The organism is Methylocystis sp. NC52PC (genome assembly GCF_055698645.1).
This window is the reverse complement of the sequence record NZ_CP170127.1, coordinates 597,977-618,256: the sequence shown is the minus strand read 5'-3', so window position 1 is coordinate 618,256 and position 20,280 is coordinate 597,977. Positions and strand designations below refer to the sequence as shown.

At 63.9% G+C, this 20,280-nt stretch carries 21 protein-coding genes and 1 pseudogene; 1 reads left to right on the top strand and 21 read right to left on the bottom strand.

Translation table 11 applies throughout. The features are described 5' to 3' along the window. Positions 1-34: 34 nt before the first annotated feature. The 15 genes and pseudogenes from ACETII_RS04865 to rph form a co-directional block, all read right to left on the bottom strand. The gene (locus tag ACETII_RS04865) at positions 35-460 is read right to left on the bottom strand and encodes a sugar 3,4-ketoisomerase (RefSeq protein WP_472787330.1); all 426 of its coding nucleotides are present in this window, start codon (positions 458-460) and stop codon (positions 35-37) included. 23 nt (positions 461-483) lie between these two features. Then, entirely contained in the window at positions 484-1,554 is a 1,071-nt protein-coding gene (locus ACETII_RS04860) for a hypothetical protein (RefSeq protein WP_472787329.1), read from the bottom strand. A 16-nt stretch (positions 1,555-1,570) separates the two neighbouring features. After that, entirely contained in the window at positions 1,571-2,626 is a 1,056-nt protein-coding gene (locus ACETII_RS04855; RefSeq protein WP_472787328.1) for an NAD-dependent epimerase/dehydratase family protein, read from the bottom strand. 12 nt (positions 2,627-2,638) lie between these two features. Further along, the gene (locus ACETII_RS04850; protein ID WP_472787327.1) at positions 2,639-3,658 is read right to left on the bottom strand and encodes a beta-1,6-N-acetylglucosaminyltransferase; all 1,020 of its coding nucleotides are present in this window, start codon (positions 3,656-3,658) and stop codon (positions 2,639-2,641) included. 217 nt (positions 3,659-3,875) lie between these two features. After that, the gene (locus ACETII_RS04845; RefSeq protein WP_472787326.1) at positions 3,876-4,979 is read right to left on the bottom strand and encodes a flagellar basal body P-ring protein FlgI; all 1,104 of its coding nucleotides are present in this window, start codon (positions 4,977-4,979) and stop codon (positions 3,876-3,878) included. Next, complete coding sequence (gene flgA / locus ACETII_RS04840; RefSeq protein ID WP_472787325.1) at positions 4,980-5,435, bottom strand: flagellar basal body P-ring formation chaperone FlgA; 456 nt, start codon at positions 5,433-5,435, stop codon at positions 4,980-4,982. Beyond that, positions 5,432-6,220: a flagellar basal-body rod protein FlgG gene (gene flgG / locus ACETII_RS04835; protein ID WP_363349773.1), complete on the bottom strand. Its 789-nt coding sequence runs from the start codon at positions 6,218-6,220 to the stop codon at positions 5,432-5,434. The genes flgA and flgG overlap by 4 nt, the downstream gene beginning before the upstream one ends. A 13-nt stretch (positions 6,221-6,233) precedes the next feature. Then, on the bottom strand, positions 6,234-6,560 hold the full coding sequence (gene fliE / locus ACETII_RS04830; RefSeq protein ID WP_472787324.1) for a flagellar hook-basal body complex protein FliE: 327 nt from the start codon (positions 6,558-6,560) through the stop codon (positions 6,234-6,236). Positions 6,561-6,563: 3 nt separating this feature from the next. Further along, the gene (gene flgC, locus ACETII_RS04825; RefSeq protein ID WP_472787323.1) at positions 6,564-6,983 is read right to left on the bottom strand and encodes a flagellar basal body rod protein FlgC; all 420 of its coding nucleotides are present in this window, start codon (positions 6,981-6,983) and stop codon (positions 6,564-6,566) included. Continuing rightward, entirely contained in the window at positions 6,980-7,360 is a 381-nt protein-coding gene (locus ACETII_RS04820; RefSeq protein WP_472787322.1) for a flagellar basal body protein, read from the bottom strand. Before ACETII_RS04820 ends, flgC begins: the two co-directional genes overlap by 4 nt. A gap of 76 nt (positions 7,361-7,436) precedes the next feature. Beyond that, positions 7,437-7,958, bottom strand: a pseudogene (locus ACETII_RS04815) (methylated-DNA--[protein]-cysteine S-methyltransferase); the annotation flags it as partial. Between the two features lie 49 nt (positions 7,959-8,007). Continuing rightward, on the bottom strand, positions 8,008-8,382 hold the full coding sequence (locus tag ACETII_RS04810) for a DUF779 domain-containing protein (RefSeq protein WP_472788218.1): 375 nt from the start codon (positions 8,380-8,382) through the stop codon (positions 8,008-8,010). Between the two features lie 99 nt (positions 8,383-8,481). Beyond that, on the bottom strand, positions 8,482-9,999 hold the full coding sequence (gene adh, locus ACETII_RS04805) for an aldehyde dehydrogenase (RefSeq protein WP_363349769.1): 1,518 nt from the start codon (positions 9,997-9,999) through the stop codon (positions 8,482-8,484). A gap of 147 nt (positions 10,000-10,146) precedes the next feature. Continuing rightward, entirely contained in the window at positions 10,147-10,791 is a 645-nt protein-coding gene (gene rdgB / locus ACETII_RS04800; protein ID WP_363349768.1) for an RdgB/HAM1 family non-canonical purine NTP pyrophosphatase, read from the bottom strand. Next, entirely contained in the window at positions 10,788-11,504 is a 717-nt protein-coding gene (gene rph, locus ACETII_RS04795; protein ID WP_472787321.1) for a ribonuclease PH, read from the bottom strand. Before rph ends, rdgB begins: the two co-directional genes overlap by 4 nt. Before the next feature lie 157 nt (positions 11,505-11,661). Here rph and ACETII_RS04790 point away from each other — a divergent pair, with 157 nt between their 5' ends. Beyond that, the gene (locus ACETII_RS04790) at positions 11,662-13,743 is read left to right on the top strand and encodes an elongation factor G (RefSeq protein WP_472788217.1); all 2,082 of its coding nucleotides are present in this window, start codon (positions 11,662-11,664) and stop codon (positions 13,741-13,743) included. 50 nt (positions 13,744-13,793) lie between these two features. Here the strand turns inward: ACETII_RS04790 and ACETII_RS04785 are convergent, their stop codons facing one another. From ACETII_RS04785 to ACETII_RS04760, 6 genes are all read right to left on the bottom strand, one after another. Then, positions 13,794-15,083 (bottom strand): 4Fe-4S ferredoxin, encoded by a 1,290-nt coding sequence (locus tag ACETII_RS04785; RefSeq protein ID WP_472787320.1) that lies wholly within the window; start codon positions 15,081-15,083, stop codon positions 13,794-13,796. Positions 15,084-15,117: 34 nt separating this feature from the next. Further along, positions 15,118-15,579, bottom strand: a complete 462-nt coding sequence (locus tag ACETII_RS04780; protein ID WP_472787319.1) for a MarR family winged helix-turn-helix transcriptional regulator — start codon at positions 15,577-15,579, stop codon at positions 15,118-15,120. Between the two features lie 354 nt (positions 15,580-15,933). Further along, positions 15,934-16,560, bottom strand: a complete 627-nt coding sequence (locus ACETII_RS04775; protein ID WP_472787318.1) for a hypothetical protein — start codon at positions 16,558-16,560, stop codon at positions 15,934-15,936. Between the two features lie 121 nt (positions 16,561-16,681). Then, positions 16,682-17,926: a DUF2235 domain-containing protein gene (locus tag ACETII_RS04770; protein WP_472787317.1), complete on the bottom strand. Its 1,245-nt coding sequence runs from the start codon at positions 17,924-17,926 to the stop codon at positions 16,682-16,684. A gap of 154 nt (positions 17,927-18,080) precedes the next feature. Continuing rightward, on the bottom strand, positions 18,081-18,806 hold the full coding sequence (gene phbB / locus ACETII_RS04765) for an acetoacetyl-CoA reductase (RefSeq protein WP_472787316.1): 726 nt from the start codon (positions 18,804-18,806) through the stop codon (positions 18,081-18,083). A gap of 81 nt (positions 18,807-18,887) precedes the next feature. Then, on the bottom strand, positions 18,888-20,063 hold the full coding sequence (locus ACETII_RS04760) for an acetyl-CoA C-acetyltransferase (RefSeq protein ID WP_363349760.1): 1,176 nt from the start codon (positions 20,061-20,063) through the stop codon (positions 18,888-18,890). Positions 20,064-20,280: the final 217 nt, after the last annotated feature.

Below are 20,280 nucleotides of genomic sequence, written 5' to 3'. Positions count from 1 at the left end.
GGCGTGCATGCTGGGGATGATCTGCGCCTAAAGCTCAGGTTTCTTCGCGGATCTGGTCTTCGGGCCTGAACACCTCGCTCGAGAAAACTAAAAGCACGGCGTCCGGAGAGCGGTAAGTTGTCTCCTTCCACACCGGCTCCTCGATGAGCAGGGCGTCGCCCTCCGACTGCAAGGCGACGGTTTCTGTCCTCCCCCCGAGGCGCATGGTGACGGCGATTTGTCCAGACAGGCGCAGCAACAGCTGGTATCCGCGCCGCTGGGCATGGCCGGCTCGCGTCGTTCCCGGCGGCGCTCTGTCGACGACAAAGGCGCGTTTGGGGAAAAACGGAAGCGCTTCAAAGTCGACCGGCAACAAGGCGCCCCTCGGCTCGGCGATTGGTTCAAACTCCAGAAGCAAAATTCTCCCATCGAAGAAGCGCGATCGTGTCCTTGGCGGGCAAGGGGGGCCGCTTGGGCGCATTGGAGGCCTGCTTTCTGAAAGCTTCAAGTGCAAATGAGTGCTGCGATCACATCGGCGGCTTCGGCTATTCCCGACGGCTCCACCGCCGGCGCAGGCGGTCTCGACAGAAGGAATTCGAGCGCCTGACGAAACTCTTCCACGCCGCAGTCCAAGGGCAGTTCAGAAAATTGCACGTGTTCCTTGGCCCATGCGACAAAGAATGGCGTCTCAGGCCAGTCCTGGCGGGTGAGCATAAGCAAGCGCACGCCGTTGCACGCGGCCTCTGCCAGCGTCCCGTAACCTTCCTTACTCACCACGGCGTCGACAGAGGCCAGAACATCGATGAACGGCATCGGAAGATCCCCAAGATTCGCCGCTCTGGGCGCGTCGATTTGGGAGGCGTCTCGGACGATCCAGAATATGTCAGCGTCTCGGGGAAGGCGAAAGGAATGATCCCCCGGCGAACCGCCAAACGTCACCAGGACGAGTTTCTGCCCGGGCGGCACATCGAGAAGGCGGCGCAACTCTGCGCCTCTGCGCGCCCCTATTCGAGCCAGCGGGCCGATCGAACGCCGGTTCGACAAATATTCCATGGGCATATGCGGTCTCGTCTGTAGAAAGACGCACGCCGACTGATAGGCTCGCTCGATCTGCTCCTCGATTCTATCGTCTGTCTTCGTGAAGAACCGCCGAGCGTCTCGCCAATTGTAACAACACAGCGCGACAGCAGGCAGCGCGAGGCGTTCCGCTGCGGCGAGGCTGACATAGGGGATATCGCTCACCAACAGATCGGGCTCGAATTCGGACATTATTTCCGCGCGAGCCTTCACGTTCTGCTCCCACGCGTCGTGGAAGCGTCGGAACGCCGCCTCGGTCGCATCCTTGTTTACTGACAGGGGACCGTACATCTCGAGCGTCGGCTCGGGCGGCAGCGGCGCATAGTGGAGATCAGAGCCGATAAATTGCTCGAGCAGGGCTGGCGAATAGGCGCTCCGCACGGTGACGTGGAGATCGGACGAGGCCGCCTTAAGCCGCGCGATGAGCGGCGCGACCTGCGCCAGGTGGCCTAACCCGTGCGCCGAGACATCGACCAGCAGATTTCTGCGCTTCTTCATGGAACCCAAACAGAGATCACATCCGTTCGTCGATCCAGCGGCAAAGTCGATCCAAACCCTCTTGGAGGTCGACCTGGGGCTCCCATCCGAGGTCTGCGCGGGTCTGCTCGATTTCGCTCGAGGCATGACGAACGTCGCCATGTCGGTATTTGCCGCAGACGTGCGGAGCCGGAGCGTTGTAGCGAGCCGCGATAATCCGGGCGGTCTCGCCGATCGTGGCGGCGCGGCCGGAGCCTATGTCATAGGGCTGCGCCGAAGGCGCGCCACAAAGGGCGACTTGGGCGAGCGCTCGGGCGACGTCGTCGATGAAAACGAAATCCCGAAGCATGCAGCCGTCTTCGTAAAGTGGAATGCTTTGCCCGGCCTTGGCGATCCTGGCGAAGAGCGGCAGGATCCCCGTATAGGAATTGGTCAGCGACTGGCCTGGCCCATAGACGTTCTGAAGGCGAAGCGTGACGACCTCCGAGCCGAAGGCGTGACTCCACGCCGACATCAAATGCTCTTGGGTCAATTTCGTCGCGCCATAGACGCTGATCGGGCTGGGTCGGGTCGACTCGGCTGAAAACGGGCGGGGTGAAAGCCCCGAAAAATCCCATTGGCCTGCCTCGAGCTGGCTTCTCGTGCGTTGGCCAGGATAGAGGAGGCCGCCTTCGGCGTTGCGCCACGCGCCTTCGCCGTAGACGGCGCGGCTGGATGACAGCACGAAGCGCTTCGGCGCCATCGCATGGCGCGCCAGTCCGTCCAGAAGCTGAGCGGTTCCCACGACATTGACGGCGGCATGGCGCGTCGCCTCCGTCAAGGATTGACCGGTGCCGGTCTCCGCCGCCAGATGGATGACGACCGTCGGATCGAAATCCGCGAAAAGGCGATCCCACGTTCCGGCTTCCGTGACATCGGCGACATGGAGAGCGGCGTGGGGAGCGAGCGCATCCGGACGACGATGGTCGGCGTGAATTTGAGGATGAAGATTGTCTACGACGACAAGCTCGTCGAAGGCGCCCGCGAGCTCTCTCGACAGGGCGCAACCGATAAATCCGGCGCCGCCGGTGATGAGACAGGTATTTTTCGACATGGGTTTTACTTTTCAGTTCGCGGCGGAAGCGCCGCTGAGCGCGCTCTCGCTGCGCAAGAGATTTCGGCGGCGATCGATTTCATCCAGCGCGTCGGTCGATTCCCATTTTCTGGCAAACCATTTCCCCGAGGCGAGGGCGCTTGCAGGGTCTGTCAGTGTCTTGGGGGTCCCATCGTTTGGATGGCTCCACTCCACGTAATGGACTTCCTCATCGATCAGCGTCGAGCGAAGGTCCGAATTACCGAGAATAGTTTGGAAGAAAGTTTCGCAGGGAATGTAGCTGTTCTCGAAGAAGCGGACGACGCTGGGATTTTCGTCGATGAATCGCAAAACGTAATCGACGCATTCCCTCGACAGGCACCAATAAGACGAGCCGCCATAGGGATGGAGATTCAACGGGAGGCTCCGGACGATGAATGGCGCTGTCTTCGCCTGGCCCGCGACAAAATACTTATACTTCTTAATTCGTCGCCAGCCCTCGTAGCCCCAATAGGAGGGCTTTGTCGTCGGCTTTACGCAAGGCTGATCATTGGGGGACGTTTGGACCTGTTCGTCTCCGGAGCCGAGGCCGAGCAGACGCTTCAGCCTCGCCAGCTGATAACGCAGCTGAAGGCCGTAATCGCGCAGAATGAAATCCGCCGGGATATCGAACGGCTCATGTTGGATGAGAGATTTTCCGCCGAGCCGCCCGAGCGCTTCTTCGACGTGGCGCATGGGGAGGAGCGGATAACATTGGCCCGTTAGCAGGATGGCGTAATCGAGATCAGTGGTCTGGAACCAGCGCATGCCTTCGAGGCTCGCGGCGACATGACCGAAGTCGCCCCACGAAACCTGGTGCTGTTTGAGGAAAGTTACATTTGAAAGCCCGCCGAGCGCCCGCTCGAGGTCGGGACGAATGGATGATTTCTTGTCGACGTGAATGCTGCACGGCCTGCCCTCGAGAGCGTGCACCAAACGTTCTGTGAGCTCGGGGCGCTTGTAGGCCGAAATGATAAATCCCACTCTCGCCGGAGTCGAATTGTCAAGCTTCATACGGCCAGCCTCTCGCAATCTACGCAAACCTCGCCTGTCCGACATAGCTCAAAACGCGGCGAGAGACGAGCGCGTCCGTGCGCGCGCGTCCCAGCAGATGGCGTCAGAAGGGAATCAAGCGGAGACGCAAAGCGCCGCCGCATTGCGACGCTTGACGACAAATGTCTGAAATCGCCGGCTTTTCACTGATCAGGGGGCTTTTTTGGCCGTTATTGCGTTATTGAATGAGGAGATCGGCCTGCAGGGCGCCGGCGCTCTTGATCGCCTGCAGGATCGAGATGATGCCCGTGGGTTTGAGCCCGATCTCATTCAGCCCTTTCACCAGCTGTTTGAGGGAGGGCCCCGCGAGCATGGCGACCTGCCCGGCGGGTTCGGCGGCTGAAATCGTGGTCTGGTTGGTCACCGTTGTGCGACCGTTCGAGAAGGGTGCAGGTTGCGAGACTTCGGGCGTTTCGCTGATGCGCACAGTGAGGCCGCCCTGGGTAACCGCGACGGGTGAAATCTGCACATCGGCGCCGATGACGACGGTGCCGGTGCGTTCATCGATGACGACGCGCGCGGGCGTTTCCACGGCGACGCGCAAATCGCCGATCTCGGCGAGAAAGCGGGTCGCCTGCGCGCCTCTGGGAAGGGTCAGCGCCACGCTGCGGTCGTCGCGCTCCCGCGCCAACGCAGATTTGTAGCGCTGGCGGGTGAAACCGTTGACGGCGTCAGCGACGCGCACCGCAGTCGCATAGTCCGGATTGCGAAGTTGCAGAACAAGCGGGCCGTCGATCCCGGCGGCGGGACGCGGCGGCTCCCGTTCGATCGTCGCGCCATTCGGGATGCGTCCGACCGTGGCGACGCCATGGGTGAGGGTCTCATTCTGCCCTTGCGCGGCGAAGCCCGAGACGGCGATAGGGCCCTGCGCGATGGCGTAGACGGCGCCGTCAAGCCCCGTCAACGACGTGAGCACCAGCGTGCCGCCCATCAAGGATGTCGCGTCGCCCATGGAGGAGACGGTGACGTCGATCGTCGTGCCCCAGCCTGCGTAAGGCGGCAGCGACGCCGTGACCATGACGGCGGCGACGTTGCGCGTGCGCATGGTGTTGTTGGGGCGCACATTGACGCCCATGCGATCGAGCAGCGCCGAGGCCGACTGCTCCGTAAAAGGCGCATTGCGCATCGTGTCGCCGGTGCCCTGCAGGCCGATCACGAGACCGTAGCCGATGAGCTGATAGTCGCGCGGCCCGACCGGCGACGTGACGTCTTTGATGCGCACATCCGCCGCGGCGGCGGGCGCGAGGAGCAGGACGGCCGCGAGGAGGATGAACCGGCGCATTTAGCCTTCGCCGACGCGGACCGAGCCGTCGCTTTGCACGCGGCCGGAGATGGAAAGGCCGCTGTCTTGATTGCGGACGCGAATGACGTCGCCGACTCCGCCCGGCTGTTGCGCGATCCCATAGGTTACGATGTGCAGGCCGGCCTCGGCAAACACGATCTTTACCTGCGCGCCCACTGCGACGATGCGTGGGGCGTCGACGGCGATCAGCGGAATAGGCTGGCCCGGCAATAGAGTGCGGCGGGCAACCTTGCCGAGCAACGCCGCGCGCGACCGCATGTAGAGCGCCTGCGCCTCCTGGGCGACGACGCCAACGCGCTCGTCGAGCATTGTTTCAGTGATCGCGTCGCCGGGATAGATCGTGACGCGCGCGACCGGGAAACTTTCCTGCGCCTCTGCGCGCGCCAAAGCGGCGACGGCGAGAAGAACGACAAGCATCGTCCGTGCAAGACTCATCGGATGCCCTTCGAAACGGTTCCGGCCATTTCGTCGGCGGCCTGAATGACCTTGGAATTGAGCTCGAAGGCGCGTTGCGCCGCGATGAGATTGGTTAGCTCTTTCACCGGATCGACGTTAGAGCTCTCGAGATAACCCTGGTTGACGACGCCGAAACCCGGATCGCCCGGCACGCCCACAACCGGCTGCCCCGACGCCGCGGTCTGGCGGAACAGATTGCCGCCGAGCGCCTCGAGGCCCGCGTCGTTTGGAAAGGTCGCGATCGTGATCTGACCGATCTGCTGTGGATCGGTTTGTCCGGCGATCATCGCGGAGACGACGCCCGTCTGGCTGATCGAGACGCTCAACGCATTGCTCGGCACGGTGATTGTCGGAGAAAGCTGATAGCCGTCCACAGTGACGAGCTCGCCGTTGGCGTTGGTGCTGAACGAACCGGCGCGCGTATAGACCGTCTCGTTGTCGGCGCCGAGGATCTGAAACCAGCCGCGCCCGTTGAGGCTGAGGTCATACGGATTGCCGGTGTTGGTCATGGCGCCCTGCTGCTGCAGGCTGCGCACCGCGGCGGTGCGCACGCCGAGCCCGAATTGCGAGCCTTGCGGCACGGTCGCGTCGCGGCCGCGGTTGGAGACGCCCTGCAGCCGCTCCGTCTGGTAGAGAAGATCGGTAAACTCCGCGCGCGCGCGCTTGAAGCCGGTCGTATTGATATTGGCGATATTATTGGAGATGACTTCGATATTCTGTTGCTGGGCGCTCATGCCCGTCGCTGCGATGGCGAGTGCTCTCAAGACGCCTGCTCCTTTAGATCGCCATGCGGCTGATTTCCTGATAGGCGGAGACCGCCTTGTCGCGCAGCGCGATGGCGGTGTGCAGATCCCGCTCCGCCTGCATCACTGCGCCGACGACTTTCTGCAAGGAGGCCTTGCCGTCGACGCCGGCGATGGCCGCCGCTTCGCCGTTCTTCAGCGAGTCGACGGTCTGCGCGCTGAACTGCTGGAGGAAGTCGCCGAAGGAGGCGCCGGCGGCTTCAGCGGTCGCGGCGGGGCGCGGCGCTTGCGTGAGCACGGTTGCCGCCGTTTGAGCGAGCGGTCCGACGGCGGCGGCGGCGATGGAAGCGAGTGGAAGCATTTTTCAAGCGCCTTTCAAAAGATCGACGGTCATTGCGACGAGGTCGCGCGTCTGTTTCATCATTTGCAGATCGGCCTCATAGGCGCGGTTGGCTTCGCGCAAATCGCCCATTTCGAGGAGAAGATTGACATTGGGCCGTTTGACGTCGCCGCTGGCGTCGGCGGCCGGATTGCCGGGATCGTGCTCGATCGGAAAGGGCGTCGGATCGGCGCCGACCGAATTGACGCGCACCAGATTGACGCCATTGGCGCGATCGAGCTCGCTGGCGAAGGAAATCGTCTTGCGGCGATACGGGTCCGCTCCGGCGGCGCGTCCCGTCGACTGGGCGTTCGCCATATTTTCGGAAACGACGCGCAGTCGGGCGGACTGCGCTTCGAGGCCTGAAGCGGCAATTTTCAAGGAAGCGTCGAGCGGGTCGATCATGACCGCACCACCGCGATCCACATATTGTGGAAGCTGCGCATCAGATTGGTGTCGAGCGTGAAGGCGCCGCGGATTTCGCCGGCCTTGATCATCTCCTGCTCGGGCGACACGGTGTTGCCGGAGATCGTCGTCTCCCAGCCTTCCGCCGGCTTGACGGCGGCGGCCATGGTCTCGGTCGGAGAGGGACGCATATGCAAAGGATCGGCGCCCGCCATTTCCAGCGCGCTGCGCTCCATCACGCGTGCGAAAGGCAAGGTGTCGAGCGCTTTGTAGCCCGGCGTATTCACATTGGCGACATTTTGCGCAACGAGCGATTGCCGGGTGGACAGCCAGCTTTTCTGCTGGTCGATGAGTTTGAAGAGATACACCGGCTCCATATTCGGCCTCACATGATCGAATGAGGCGAAGCTAGGCGCGGGCGCTTGTGTCTTGCTGGAGGGGCGGAGCGCCTCTTTAGGCGGTTTTTACAAATTGGCGCGCCTTAGGCCGATATCCCTCGCGAGCGAGAAGAGCGTCCTTGCGATCGACGCCCCAGCGATAGCCCGACAATCCGCCGTCGCTGCGCAAGACGCGATGGCAGGGGATGGCGACGGCGATCGGATTGGCGCCGCAGGCGCTGGCGACGGCGCGGGTGGCGGTCGGCGCGCCGATGCGCGTTGCAATGTCGGCATAGCTTGCCGTGGCGCCGGGCGGGATTGCGCGCAACGCCTCCCAGACGCGGCGCTGGAACGCGGTGCCGCGCGCGTCGAGCGGGAGATTTGCGGGTGAAGACGGCGCCTCCACGAGGGCGAGCGCTTCGGCGACAAGTCCGCCGCAATCGGCGCCGGCGTCTGTGATCTCTGATTTCGGAAAGCGGCGACGCAGTTCGTCGAGAAGCGCCTCAGCGTCGTCGCCCAGCAGAATGGCGCAGACGCCTCTATCGCTCACGGCGATGAGCGCAAGGCCCAGGCTGCACGGGCGCAGGGCGAAGCGGATGGCCGCGGCTTTCAAAGTCTGATTTGCAAGCGACATCTAGCCCTCCGCATTATGCCCCGAGCGCCGCGAGTTCTTCGTCGCTGAAGAGTCGCGAGCGCGTAAGAAAGCGCCTTCCAGTTCCGTTGTCGAGCGAGAACATGCCGCCCTGTCCGGGCACGACGTCGATAATGAGCTGGGTGTGTTTCCAGTAATCGAACTGCGCCGCGCCGATGTAAAAGAGCGCGCCGCCGATTTCTCCGAGCAAGACGTCATTGTCGCCGATAAGAAAGTCGCCTTTCGGATAGCACATTGGCGCCGAGCCGTCGCAGCACCCCCCGGACTGGTGGAAGAGAATGTCGCCATGGTCCGCGCGAAGATGCGCGATGAAGTCGCGCGCGGCTTGCGTGGCGGTGACGCGTTGAGGCGTGTTGGTTGCGCTCAGGATCTCCTCCCTGTCCCTCCCCCGTTGCGCGGGAGAGGGGACGCTCGAGGCCCGCGCCTGCTCCCTCTCCCGCGCAAGCGGGGGAGGGTTGGGGCGGGTGCTCTAGAAGAACCCTAGTTTTTTCGGGCTGTAGCTCACCAGCATGTTCTTCGTCTGCTGATAATGATCGAGCATCATCTTGTGATTTTCACGGCCGATGCCGGACTGCTTGTAACCGCCGAAGGCTGCATGCGCCGGATAGGCGTGATAGCAGTTGGTCCACACGCGTCCCGCCTGGATCGCGCGGCCGAAGCGGTAGCAGCGATTGATGTCGCGGCTCCACACGCCGGCGCCGAGACCGTAGAGCGTGTCATTGGCGATCTGCAGCGCTTCGTCGTCGTCCTTGAACGTCGTCACCGAGACAACGGGACCGAAGATTTCCTCCTGGAAGACTCGCATGCGGTTGTGGCCCTGCAGGACCGTGGGCTTCACATAGAAACCGCCGGCGAGGTCGCCGTCGAGCAGGTTGCGCTCGCCGCCGGCGAGCACCTTGGCGCCTTCCTGCTTGCCAATGTCGATATAGCTCAAGATCTTCTCGAGCTGCTCGGACGACGCCTGCGCGCCGATCATCGTCTCGGGGTCGAGCGGATTGCCCTGCTTGATCGCCGCGACGCGCTCCAGCGCGCGCGCCATGAAGCGGTCGTAGATCTTCTCATGGATGAGCGCGCGGCTCGGGCAGGTGCACACCTCGCCCTGGTTCAGCGCAAACATCACGAAGCCTTCGACAGCCTTGTCGAAGAAGTCGTCGTCCTCGCGCGCCACGTCTTCGAAGAAGATGTTCGGCGACTTGCCGCCGAGTTCCAGCGTGACGGGGATCAGCGTCTGACTGGCGTATTGCATGATCAGCCGGCCCGTCGTCGTCTCGCCGGTGAAGGCGATCTTTGCGATGCGATTCGACGAGGCGAGCGGCTTGCCGGCCTCGAGCCCGAAGCCGTTCACGATGTTGAGGACGCCCTTCGGCAGCACGTCGCCGACAATCTCCGCCCAGACGAGAATGCTCGCGGGCGTCTGTTCGGCGGGCTTGATCAGGACGCAGTTGCCGGCGGCGAGGGCGGGCGCGAGCTTCCAGGCCGCCATCAGCAGCGGGAAGTTCCACGGGATGATCTGGCCGACGACGCCGAGCGGCTCGTGGAAGTGATAGGCGACCGTATCGTGATCGATCTCGGATATTCCGCCTTCCTGCGCGCGCACCGCGCCGGCGAAATAGCGGAAATGATCAATCGCGAGCGGCACGTCGGCGGCCATGGTCTCGCGGATGGGCTTCCCATTGTCCCAGGTCTCCGCGGCGGCGAGAAGCTCGAGATTCTCCTCCATGCGATCCGCGATCTTGTTGAGAAGCGTCGCGCGCTCCGCGGCGCTGGCCCGTCCCCAGGCGGCTTTGGCGGCGTGGGCGGCGTCGAGCGCGGCCTCGATATCGTCCTTGTCCGAGCGGGCGATCTCGCACACTTTCTGGCCCGTGATCGGGGAGAGGTTGTCGAAGGTGCGGGCCGACTTCGCGTCCGCCCATTCGCCGTTGACGAAATTGCCGTAGCGGGCCTTGAAGGGCGGTTTCGAGGCGGCGAAAATCTCGTGCTTAGTCATGGGGCGCTTCCTGAGGGTTTCATCCCGGCGCGCGCTTTCGCGCTGTTCTTAGCCGACAGATAGTAACGCACAGGCCCGCGCCAAGAGAAAGGGTCTGCGCCGCCGCATCGCCCGAACTGGGCGCGTGAGGCGGCGACGCAACCCTGGTCAGTCCAGACAGGCTTTCGCCATCGCCTGAAAAGCCCGCGCGCGATGCGAGAGCGCGCGAGAGCCGTCGCCCGGCAGCGCGTGCTTTTCGGCCGACATCATCTCGCCGAAGGTCTTGTCGAGTTCGTCGGGCTTGAAGATCGGATCATAGCCGAAGCCTTTGTCGCCCTTGGGCGGAAAAACCAGCTCGCCGTCGACGCGGCCTTCGAATTCCTCGATGTGGCCGTCGGGCCATACGATCGCCAGCGCGCAGGTGAAATTGGCGCGATAGGGCGGGCGCGCGCCGCGTTCGTCGAGTTTGCGGCGCACCAATTCGCAGGCCGCCTTGAAGTCTCTGGTTTCGCCCGCCCAGCGCGCCGAATAAACGCCCGGCGCGCCCTCGAGCGCATCGACGCAAAGTCCCGAATCGTCGGCAAAGGCGGGCAGGCCCGACGCCATCGCCGCCGCGCGCGCCTTCAGCGCCGCATTGCCGCGAAAGGTCGTCTCCGTCTCCTCGGGTTCGGCGAGGCCGAGGTCGCCGGCCGACACGGCGTCGACGCCATGCGGCGCGAGCAGTTGCTGAAGCTCCCAGAGCTTGCCGGGATTATGCGTGGCGATCACGAGCTTGCCGGCGATCTTGCGGTGGGGCGCGCCGCTCGTTGTCATGTTGCGAGCGCCGCCTTTTGCAGCGCAACAAGATCGGCCACGCCCTTTTGCGCGAGCGCGAGCATGGCCCCGAGTTCGTCCTGCGAAAACACCGCCACCTCTGCCGTCGCCTGAATTTCAACGAGGCCGCCAGCCCCGGTGATGACGAAATTGGCGTCGGTCTGCGCCGTCGAGTCTTCGGCGTAGTCGAGATCGATGACAGGCGTTCCGTTGAAGATGCCGCAGGAGACGGCGGCGACATGGTCGCGCAGCGGATTCTCCTTGATGATCGACCGCGACCGCATCCATTCGAAACAATCGCGCAGCGCGAGCCAGGCGCCGGTGATGGAGGCCGTGCGCGTGCCGCCGTCGGCCTGGATCACGTCGCAGTCGAGCACGATCTGGCGCTCGCCGATCGCGGGCAGATTCGTCACCGCGCGCAGGCTGCGGCCGATGAGGCGCTGGATTTCCTGCGTGCGTCCCGTGAGCTTGCCGGCGGAGGATTCCCGCCGCGTGCGCGTATGGGTGGCGCGCGGCAGCATCGAATATTCCGCGGTGACCCAGCCGCGGCCCTGGCCGCGCAGCCACGGCGGCGGCTTGTCCTCGAGCGACGCGGCGCACAAAACCTGCGTATTGCCGAATTTCACCAAGCAGGAGCCTTCGGCGTAACGGGCCACGCCGCGCTCGAAACTCACGGGGCGCATCTCGTCGGGCGCGCGCTTGCTGGGACGCATGAAAAACCTCTCTTCTTTGGAATTAGAAACGTTCTAGCCCGCTTTGGCGCGACTTGGAAGCGCCTCCCTTATTCATTGCTTGCGCTAATTGGAATGTGGTGGGACCATGACGCAACGGAGCTGGCCGAACAGGCTCCGATACATAAGGGAGGAAATGATGGGTGAGTCGACCTCTTCCCACGAAGCGAGAGCGCGGGGTCCGCGGCTGATCGCGCTGGCGGGTCCCTTCCAATGCGGCAAAACCACGCTTCTCGAAGCCATCGTGGCGCATGCCGGCGCCATTCCGCGTCAGGGCGCGGTTGGCGACGGATCGAGCGTCGGAGACGCCAGCGCCGAGGCGCGGGCGCACAAGATGAGCGTCGAAGCGAATGTCGCCAGCGTCGATTTCATGGGCGACCGCTATACGTTCGTCGATCTTCCCGGCTCGGTGGAATTTTCCCACGAAGCGCGCAACGTCCTTCCCGCGGTCGACGCCGCGGTCGTCGTCTGCGAAGTGGACGAGCGCAAGGTTCCTGCGCTGCAACTCACGCTGCGCCAGCTCGAGGAATTGGGCGTTCCGCATTTTCTATTCCTCAACAAGATCGACGCCACCACGATCGACGTGCGCCACGCGCTCACCGTGTTGCAGCCCGCGTCGCGCACGCCGCTGCTCTTGCGTCAGATCCCGATCTGGAACAATGGCGTCGCCGTCGGCTTCATCGATCTCGCGCTCGAACGCGCCTATGTCTATCGCGAACATGCGCCCTCCGAGGTGGTCGAAATTCCCAAAGGCGAGGCGGCGACGGAGAGGGAAGCGCGCTACTCCATGCTGGAGCGCCTCGCAGATTACGACGACGCTTTGATGGAGGAGCTCATTTCCGACATCGAGCCGCCGCGCGATCAGGTGTTCGACGATCTTACCAAAGAATTGCGGGCGGGCCTGGTTGCGCCGCTCTTCATCGGTTCGGCCGAGCGCGGCGCGGGCGTCACGCGCCTGTTGAAGGCGCTGCGTCATGAAGCGCCGGGCGTGGCCGACACGCGTGCGCGTCTCGCGCTGAAGGAAGGCGGGCCGCCGCTGGCGCGCGTTCTGCGCACGGTGCACACCCCGCATGGCGGCAAGCTCTCGATCGCGCGCGTGCTGCGCGGCGCGCTCGCCGACGGCCAGACGGTCGTGTCGGCCCATGGCGAGGATCGCATATCGGGACTGTCCCGGCTGCTCGGCCCCAATCTGACCAAGGTGAGCGAGGCGAAAGAGGGCGACGTGGTCGCGCTCGGGCGTCTCGAGCACGTCCAAACCGGCGATACGGTCGTCGCCGACGGCCGCGCCGACGGCGCCGCGCTCGAGACGCGCGCCCCGGTCCCCGACCCCGTGCATGCGATCGCGCTCGCGGTGAAGGACCGCAAAGACGAAATGCGCCTTGCCGCGGCCATGGCGAAGCTCGTCGAGGAAGATCCCTCGCTCGTCTTCGTCCATGATCAGGAGATGTCGCAGATCAAGCTCTATGGCCAGGGCGAGATGCATCTGCGCGTGGCGCTCGAACGGTTGCAGTCGCGCTTCGGCGTCGCGGTCGAGGTGACGAAGCCGAGCGTCGCTTATCGAGAAACGATCCGTCACAAGGTGACGGTGCGCGGGCGCCACAAGAAGCAGTCGGGCGGACATGGTCAATTCGGCGACGTGGTGCTGGAGGTTGCGCCGCGCGGGCGGGGAGAGGGCTTCGCCTTCTCCGAGCGCGTGCACGGCGGCGCGGTGCCCAAGCAATATTTTTCGTCGGTCGAGGCGGGCTGTCAGGACGCCATGACGCATGGGCCGCTGGGTTTCCCTGTGGTCGACGTCGAGGCTGTGCTGACCGACGGCTCCTATCACACCGTCGACTCTTCCGACATGGCGTTTCGGACGGCGGCGCGCATCGGCATGAGCGAGGCGCTGGGCAAGGCCGAACCGATCCTGCTGGAGCCGGTGCTGGCGGTGAATATCTTCGTGCCGAGCGACGCCATGTCGCGCGCGACGGGCCTCGTCTCCGGGCGGCGCGGGCAAATCATGGGCTTCGGGCCGCGCGAGGGCTGGGAAGGCTGGGACAGGCTCGAGGCTTTGATTCCCGAGGCCGAGATGGACAATCTCATCGTCGAATTGCGCTCGGCGACGGCCGGATCGGGCTTCTTCCAGGCCCGCTTCGACCACCTCGCGGAAGTCGTCGGCAAGCAGGCGCGCGACATTGTCGCGGCGCATGCCGGCCATCCGGCGCGCGCGGCGGTGGGGTGAGGCGACGCCGCTTCCGGTCCCTCTCCCGCATGCGGGGGAGGGATGGGGGTTCACGCCGGAAAACAGCGTCCGAAGGCGGCGAGGAGCCTCGGGTCGCCTTTCAACCTGATGCGGCGGCTGATCAGCGCCCAGGGCAGGCTGGCCTCCTTGCGCAGAAAGCGAATCCAGGTCTCGCCGTCAGCGACGACGGCAAGGTCGGCTGCACCGACGAGGCCGTCGCGCACGTCGATCTTTCGGTTCGAAATGGCGATCGTCGCCTGCCGCGGCCACGCGCCGGTAAAGGTGAAATGATAGGCGGCGTCGATACCCGCGGATTGGTTGCGTTGAAAAACATGAGTCAGCGCCGCAAGGAAACTGTCGACGTTGGCTGGCCGTAAAACGGAGCCCACGCGCTTGATTTTCTTGTGCGGCAGGCGGCGCGCCACATACTCTTCCGCATCCGAGCCCGCCGAAACGTAAATCGTTTCGGCCTTCTTCCTCAGCGGATCGACGACGTCTCGCAGAAAGCCTGCCTTGTCGCTCCGATAGGCGCCGATGACGTCCTCGCCGGCGGGGCAGACGGCGAGGCAATAGGCGGCCTTGTAATTGGGCTTGTACGCGAGGCTCTGCCACATCGAGACGGTCTCCGAGTCGGCGCGCTTGCCACGATAGTCGCGGGCGCTTTTCGCTTCGGCGACGGTTTCGACGAAATCCACGAATCCGCCCATGAATTCCCGGTAGTTATGCGTATAGCAGGCCGCGAAGTCGAAATGGCCGTCGGCCGCGATGGCCCCCGTGGGGCAGGCCGCGACACAGAGTTTGCATTCGAGACAAGGGTTGTCATCGATCGGCGCGCAGACATGCGCCACGTCGACGTCGATCGCGACCGTTCCGAGCAGAATGAAATTGCCGAACTTCGGATGAATGACGTTACGATGAATGCCCATGAGACCGAGGCCAGCGGCGACGGCGACAGGCTTGTGGGCGATCACCCACAATTTCCCCGGCCATCTGTCGGCCTCCATCGGAAAGCCCGCGGGCGCAAAGCCGGCGCGCACGCCGCGCGCCTCCAGCGCCCGCGCGAGCGCGTGGGCGGTTTCGTCGCAATCGGCGCCGGCGTGGTGGAATTCATGATTGGCCAGCGAGCGCGCGGGACTGCGCAAATTCTCGCGGCTCATCCGCACGACGAAGGAAATCAGCGTCCGGGCGAAGGGAAAAGCGGCGAGGATCTCGGCGCGCTGATCGTCGAGCGCAGGATTGTCAATCGAGACGAAGCCCGCGTCGTCCGCCCCGGCGGCGAACGCAAGGTCGCGCAGCGTAAGGGCGTCGAGCGTGGCGGCGGCGTCAGCACGTGCAATCATTGCATATACCCCTTTTCAGGCAAGCAGGAGCGTCTCAGTCTCCGTCCGGCGCGCGCGCCGTGATCTTCGTGAGATCCTTCAGGTCCGACAAAAGTCTTTGCAGGCGCTCCGCGCCGAATTGGGTTTCGACCGCATGCTGCGCCTCGCGCCAGTGCGGCAAGGCGTTGGCGAGCGTCGCTTCCCCGAAGGGCGTCAGCGTCACCTTGCGCGTGCGCCGGTCTTCGCCCGCCTTGACCTTCACCAGGCCTCGCTTTTCCATGATCGCGAGGTTCCTGGCGAGGGCGCTTCGGTCCATCATGAAAGCCTCTGCGAGCTTGCTCACCGTGGCCCCCCCGGTGAGCGAACAGGCCACCAGCAGCGAATATTGCGTGGGCTCGAGCCCGGTCGACGCCATGAAGCGCCCGTAGAGCTTCGTCACGGCGCGGCTCGCGCGCCGCACATTGGCGGCGGCGCAGCTCTGGGCGCAGGCGCGGATCTCGGCGGGGTCGACGGCCATGAAAGATGCATATGCCCGTTTCTCCGCGCTGTCAATGGGCGCGGCCCCGCAAGCGCCCTACCTATTTGCCTCGGAGTCCTGTGTGGCCGCCAAGCCGTTCACTGCCGGAGCGTCGACATGCGCCTTCTCATTCTTGTGTTCGGGGCGTCTTGCATCACCTTGCCAAGCGCCATGGCGAGCGAGAGCGTGCGCGCGGCCCCGGCAAGCGACGGAGCTCATGCGGTTGCGGAGAAGAAGCCAGACCTCAAAGTCTCGCCCGCGAAGCCGCATTTCCGATGCGCGAAAAAAATCGTGCTGGGTCCGGACAAGAGCGAGACCGCCTGTCTGATGAAGAAGCGTAACGCATATGCGACGTCACCCGGCGGGAAGGCCGCGCCAGCGCCGCAGCGCGACATGGGTGGGCGCGAACAGGAGCAAAGGAAGTCCGACCATCATTAGCGCGAGCCACGCCGACGCCGGCATCCAGTTTTGCGGCGCCTGATCGCTGGGGCCGAAGACATAGTCCACATTGACGGGGATTAGTCCCGCATCCGGCGTCGGCCCCGGCAAGAACAGATACGAGACGAGCATGAGCGCCCAGGCGAGGCCGGTCCAAGCGAGAAAGGCGCGATGATCGTAGCCCAGTCTGGAGACCAAATAGAGAAGGAGAAACGGCAGCCAGCCGTGAAAGAGCGACAGGCCACGCAGCAGGGCCGGCGTGGCGGCATTGAACATATAGTCGGTCATGCCGGTGAGGCCGACGCCAGAAAGATTGAATCCGAAATCCACGACCCAGAGAAATTGCGGCGCGAGGATGCCGACCGCCGGCATCGAGACGAGAAGCGCATTTTCGAGCCAGACGCCGGCAAGCGTCGCCAATAAGGCCATATCGCAGAAATAGAGGAAATTGGTCGGGCCGTAATTCGCCAAATAGACCGGGATCAGCACGGCCATGAAGGCGGTGAAGGCAAGTTTGACCGGGAGAGGAATTCGCGACGACATGTCCACCGCTCTCTGAGCATCGTTCATGAACGATGTTCTAAGCTCGCGCCGGCAGTTCTGTCAAGCGCGCGCATTCCTCTGGCGACGCCTCGGCGCGCGAGCCGCGCAGATCGCGCTGGGCCTAGGCCACGGGCGCGTGCGCGCGGGTCTTCTTGAGGTTCAGGGGCGCGTAATCGCCGTCCTGGGCGAGCTTGTCGCGCGCGCAGGACGAAAGATCGATTTGAAACCCGACGTCGAGCGGAAATTCCGCCGGATCGGCCGCCAGCGCGTCTGATCGATCGATCTGGCGGAGGAAATCGCCGTTCTCCTGCACGCGCTCGATGAGCGGCGCCTCGCTCTTGTCGAGGATCTTCAGCAAGGGCTTCAGCCAGTAAACGAAAACCTTGGTTGAGAAGCGGTAGAAACCGTTCTGCGAGTCGTGGATCGGCACAAGCGGGTTGGGATCGAACGGCCGCGACCCGATCTGCGAGAAGTCGTTGACGCACAGCCCGTGTTTCACGGCTTTCTCCACCATCCATTGCAACGCGCAGTCGGAAAGGCTCGAATCTTCATAGCCTCCGCCCACATCGGAATGGACGCCGGGAAACCACGCTTCCTCGTACTGATATTTCTGCGCGAGTTCCGCCTCATTGGCCTGCGCAACCTCCTGTTCGCGTTTCGGGGTCAGCTCCATGCGCGTCGGTCGGAACGGCCAGCGCTTCTCGTCGATGGCGCAGGCGTGATAGGCGTTCAGAATGATCGGGCTGATCTTGGTGTCGTGGAATTGCGTTGGAAAAAACAGATTGAGAAGCTTGCCGATGAAAAAGCCGAAGGGCGCGCCGAGCGCGCCGACCGTATCCCACACGCCGAGAAATTTGATCGTTTCGCCGCCATGCGTGTGGTTTTTGCGAAAGGCCTTGGACTCTTCGCTGCTCGGATGCCATTTCGGATCGTCGCTTCGATAATGTTTGTAGGCTTCTTCGAGGAGATGAAGCGCGTCGCGACGCAGAATGCCCACGTTGAAAACCATGCCGGCGAGACTGCGCACGGTGAAGGCGCCGCGGCTGAAGCCAAAGAGGAAAATCTCGTCGCCCGCTTCGTAGTTGCTGACGAGAAACTGATAAGCGTCTTTGATGTTCTGGGAAATGCCGAGGCCGAAGCCGCCGCCGGTGATGCGCTCGTCCCAGCGATTGCCGACGCCGCGCACATAATGGACGATCTGGAGGCAGCCATCGCCGTCGCCGGGGCGCGTCAATTCAAAAAGCCGCAAAACATTGGTGGGGCAGGGCTGGCCGTTGCGGCTTTTCTGGTCTTCCTTGTTCCAGGTGCCGTCGCAGAAGACCACGAGGCGCTTGTTCTTTTTCGAAACGGGCGTGGTATCGCTCATTGAAAGATCCTTGAATCAAAACTGAATGCCGCCTGAAAATCTAACTGGTCATTCGAAGGCCTGGCAACCTGAGCCGATTTTCGTCTCTCGCCTCAAAAAAAAGCCGGCGGCCTTGCGGGCCGCCGGCGATCGCTTTCGCGGCTGAGGCGAAAAACTAGGTCAGATACTGGCCGCCGTTGATGGTCAGCGTCGAGCCGGTGATGAAGCCGGCGTCGTCGGAGGCGAGGAACACGACCGCGCGCGCGATCTCTTCCGGCTCGCCGAGGCGGCCGACGGCGATATAGGGGATGATGTGCTTGTCGAGCACGTCCTGCGGAACCGCTTTCACCATTTCGGTGGCGATATAGCCGGGCGCGATGGCGTTGACGGTGATGCCCTTGGACGCGCTCTCCTGCGCCAGCGCCTTCACGAAGCCGATGTCGCCGGCCTTGGAGGCGGAATAGTTGGTCTGGCCCGCCTGGCCCTTCTGGCCGTTGATCGACGAAATGACGATGATGCGGCCGAAGCCGCGATCGCGCATGCCGTTGATGACCGGGCGCGTGACGTTGAACAGCGAGTTCAGATTGGTGTTGATCACCGCCTGCCACTGCGCCAGCTCCATCTTGTGGAAAAGGCGGTCCTTGGTGATGCCGGCGTTGTTGACGAGGACTTCGACCGGGCCGAGGTCCTTCTCGATCGCCGCAACGCCCGCGGCGCAGGCGTCGTAATCGGAAACGTCGAACTTATAAACTGGAATGCCCGTCTCGGCCTTGAACTTATTGGCCGCGTCGTCGTTGCCGGCGTAGGTCGCGGCGACCTTGTAGCCGGCGGCCTTGAGCGCCTTGGAGATCGCCTCGCCGATGCCGCGCGTGCCGCCCGTCACAACTGCTGTTCTAGACACGTTTCTCTCCTTCGTCTTCAAACATCAAGGCTGCGCGCATGACGCGCGCAGCCGCATTTTCTGCTTCTTGTTGGAAGGCTCTTAGCGTTCCACGGTCAGGGCGATGCCCATGCCGCCGCCGATGCAGAGCGTCGCCAGGCCCTTCTTGGCGTTGCGGCGGCCCATTTCGTGGAGCAGGGTCACGAGGATGCGCGCGCCGGAGGCGCCGATCGGATGGCCGATGGCGATGGCGCCGCCATTGACGTTCACGATGTCGGTGTTCCAGCCCATGTCCTTGTTGACCGCGATCGCCTGGGCCGCAAAAGCCTCGTTGGCCTCGATGAGGTCGAGGTCCGCAACCTTCCAGCCGGCCTTCTCCAGCGCCTTGCGCGACGCCGGGATCGGGCCCGAGCCCATCACGGTCGGATCGACGCCGGCGGTCGCCCAGGAGGCGATGCGCGCGAGCGGCGCAAGGCCGCGCTTCTGCGCCTCGGCCGCGCTCATGATGACCAGCGCCGCGGCGCCGTCATTGATGCCGGAGGCGTTGGCGGCCGTGACCGTGCCGTCCTTGATGAAGGCGGGCTTCAGCTTGGAGACGCCCTCAAGCGTCACGCCATGCTTGATGTATTCGTCGGCGTCGACCACCACGTCGCCCTTCCGGGTCGAGATGGTGTAGGGAATGATCTCGTCCTTGAACTTGCCGGCCTTCTGGGCGGCCTCCGCCTTGTTCTGCGACGTCACCGCGAAAGCGTCCTGCTGGTCACGCGTGATCTGCCACTTCTTGGCGACGTTCTCCGCGGTGATGCCCATGTGGTAGTTGTTGAAGGCGTCGGTCAGGCCGTCGATGATCATCGTGTCGGTGAACTTCACGTCGCCCATCTTGGTGCCGGTGCGCAATTGCGCGGCATGGTTGGACAGCGACATGGACTCCTGGCCGCCGGCGACGATCACGGAGGCGTCCCCGGACTGGATCTGCTGGGCGGCGAGCGCCACGGCGCGCAGGCCCGAGCCGCAGACCTGGTTGACGCCGAAGGCGGTCGCGCTGTCGGGAACGCCGGCCTTGATGGCGGCCTGGCGGGCGGGGTTCTGGCCGTGGGCGGCGGTCAGCACCTGACCGAGGATCACCTCGTCGACCGAGCCCGGCTCTACCTTGGCGCGCTCAAGAGCGGCCTTGACAGCAGCGGCGCCGAGCTCGTGGGCCGGAACCGTTCCAAGGGCTCCGTTGAACGATCCGACGGCGGTGCGCGCCGCGGAAACGATCACGATATCGGTCGTCATGTCTGTCTCCTTGCAGATGGGTCGGGCTCTAAATCAGCCCCTCATGCGCCCGGCCGGGGCGGATGTGGTTGAGCACTTCGCGCTTGCATTCGTCAAGCCGCGGCCCGTTTTGCACGGAATTGAGCGGGAGCGAAAGCCGTCACAGAGGAAAATATTGCCGCAGGCGCCCAAATGCGCTTATCGTCAAGCGGCCGGCCATGGCGTTTTTTTAGGCGGT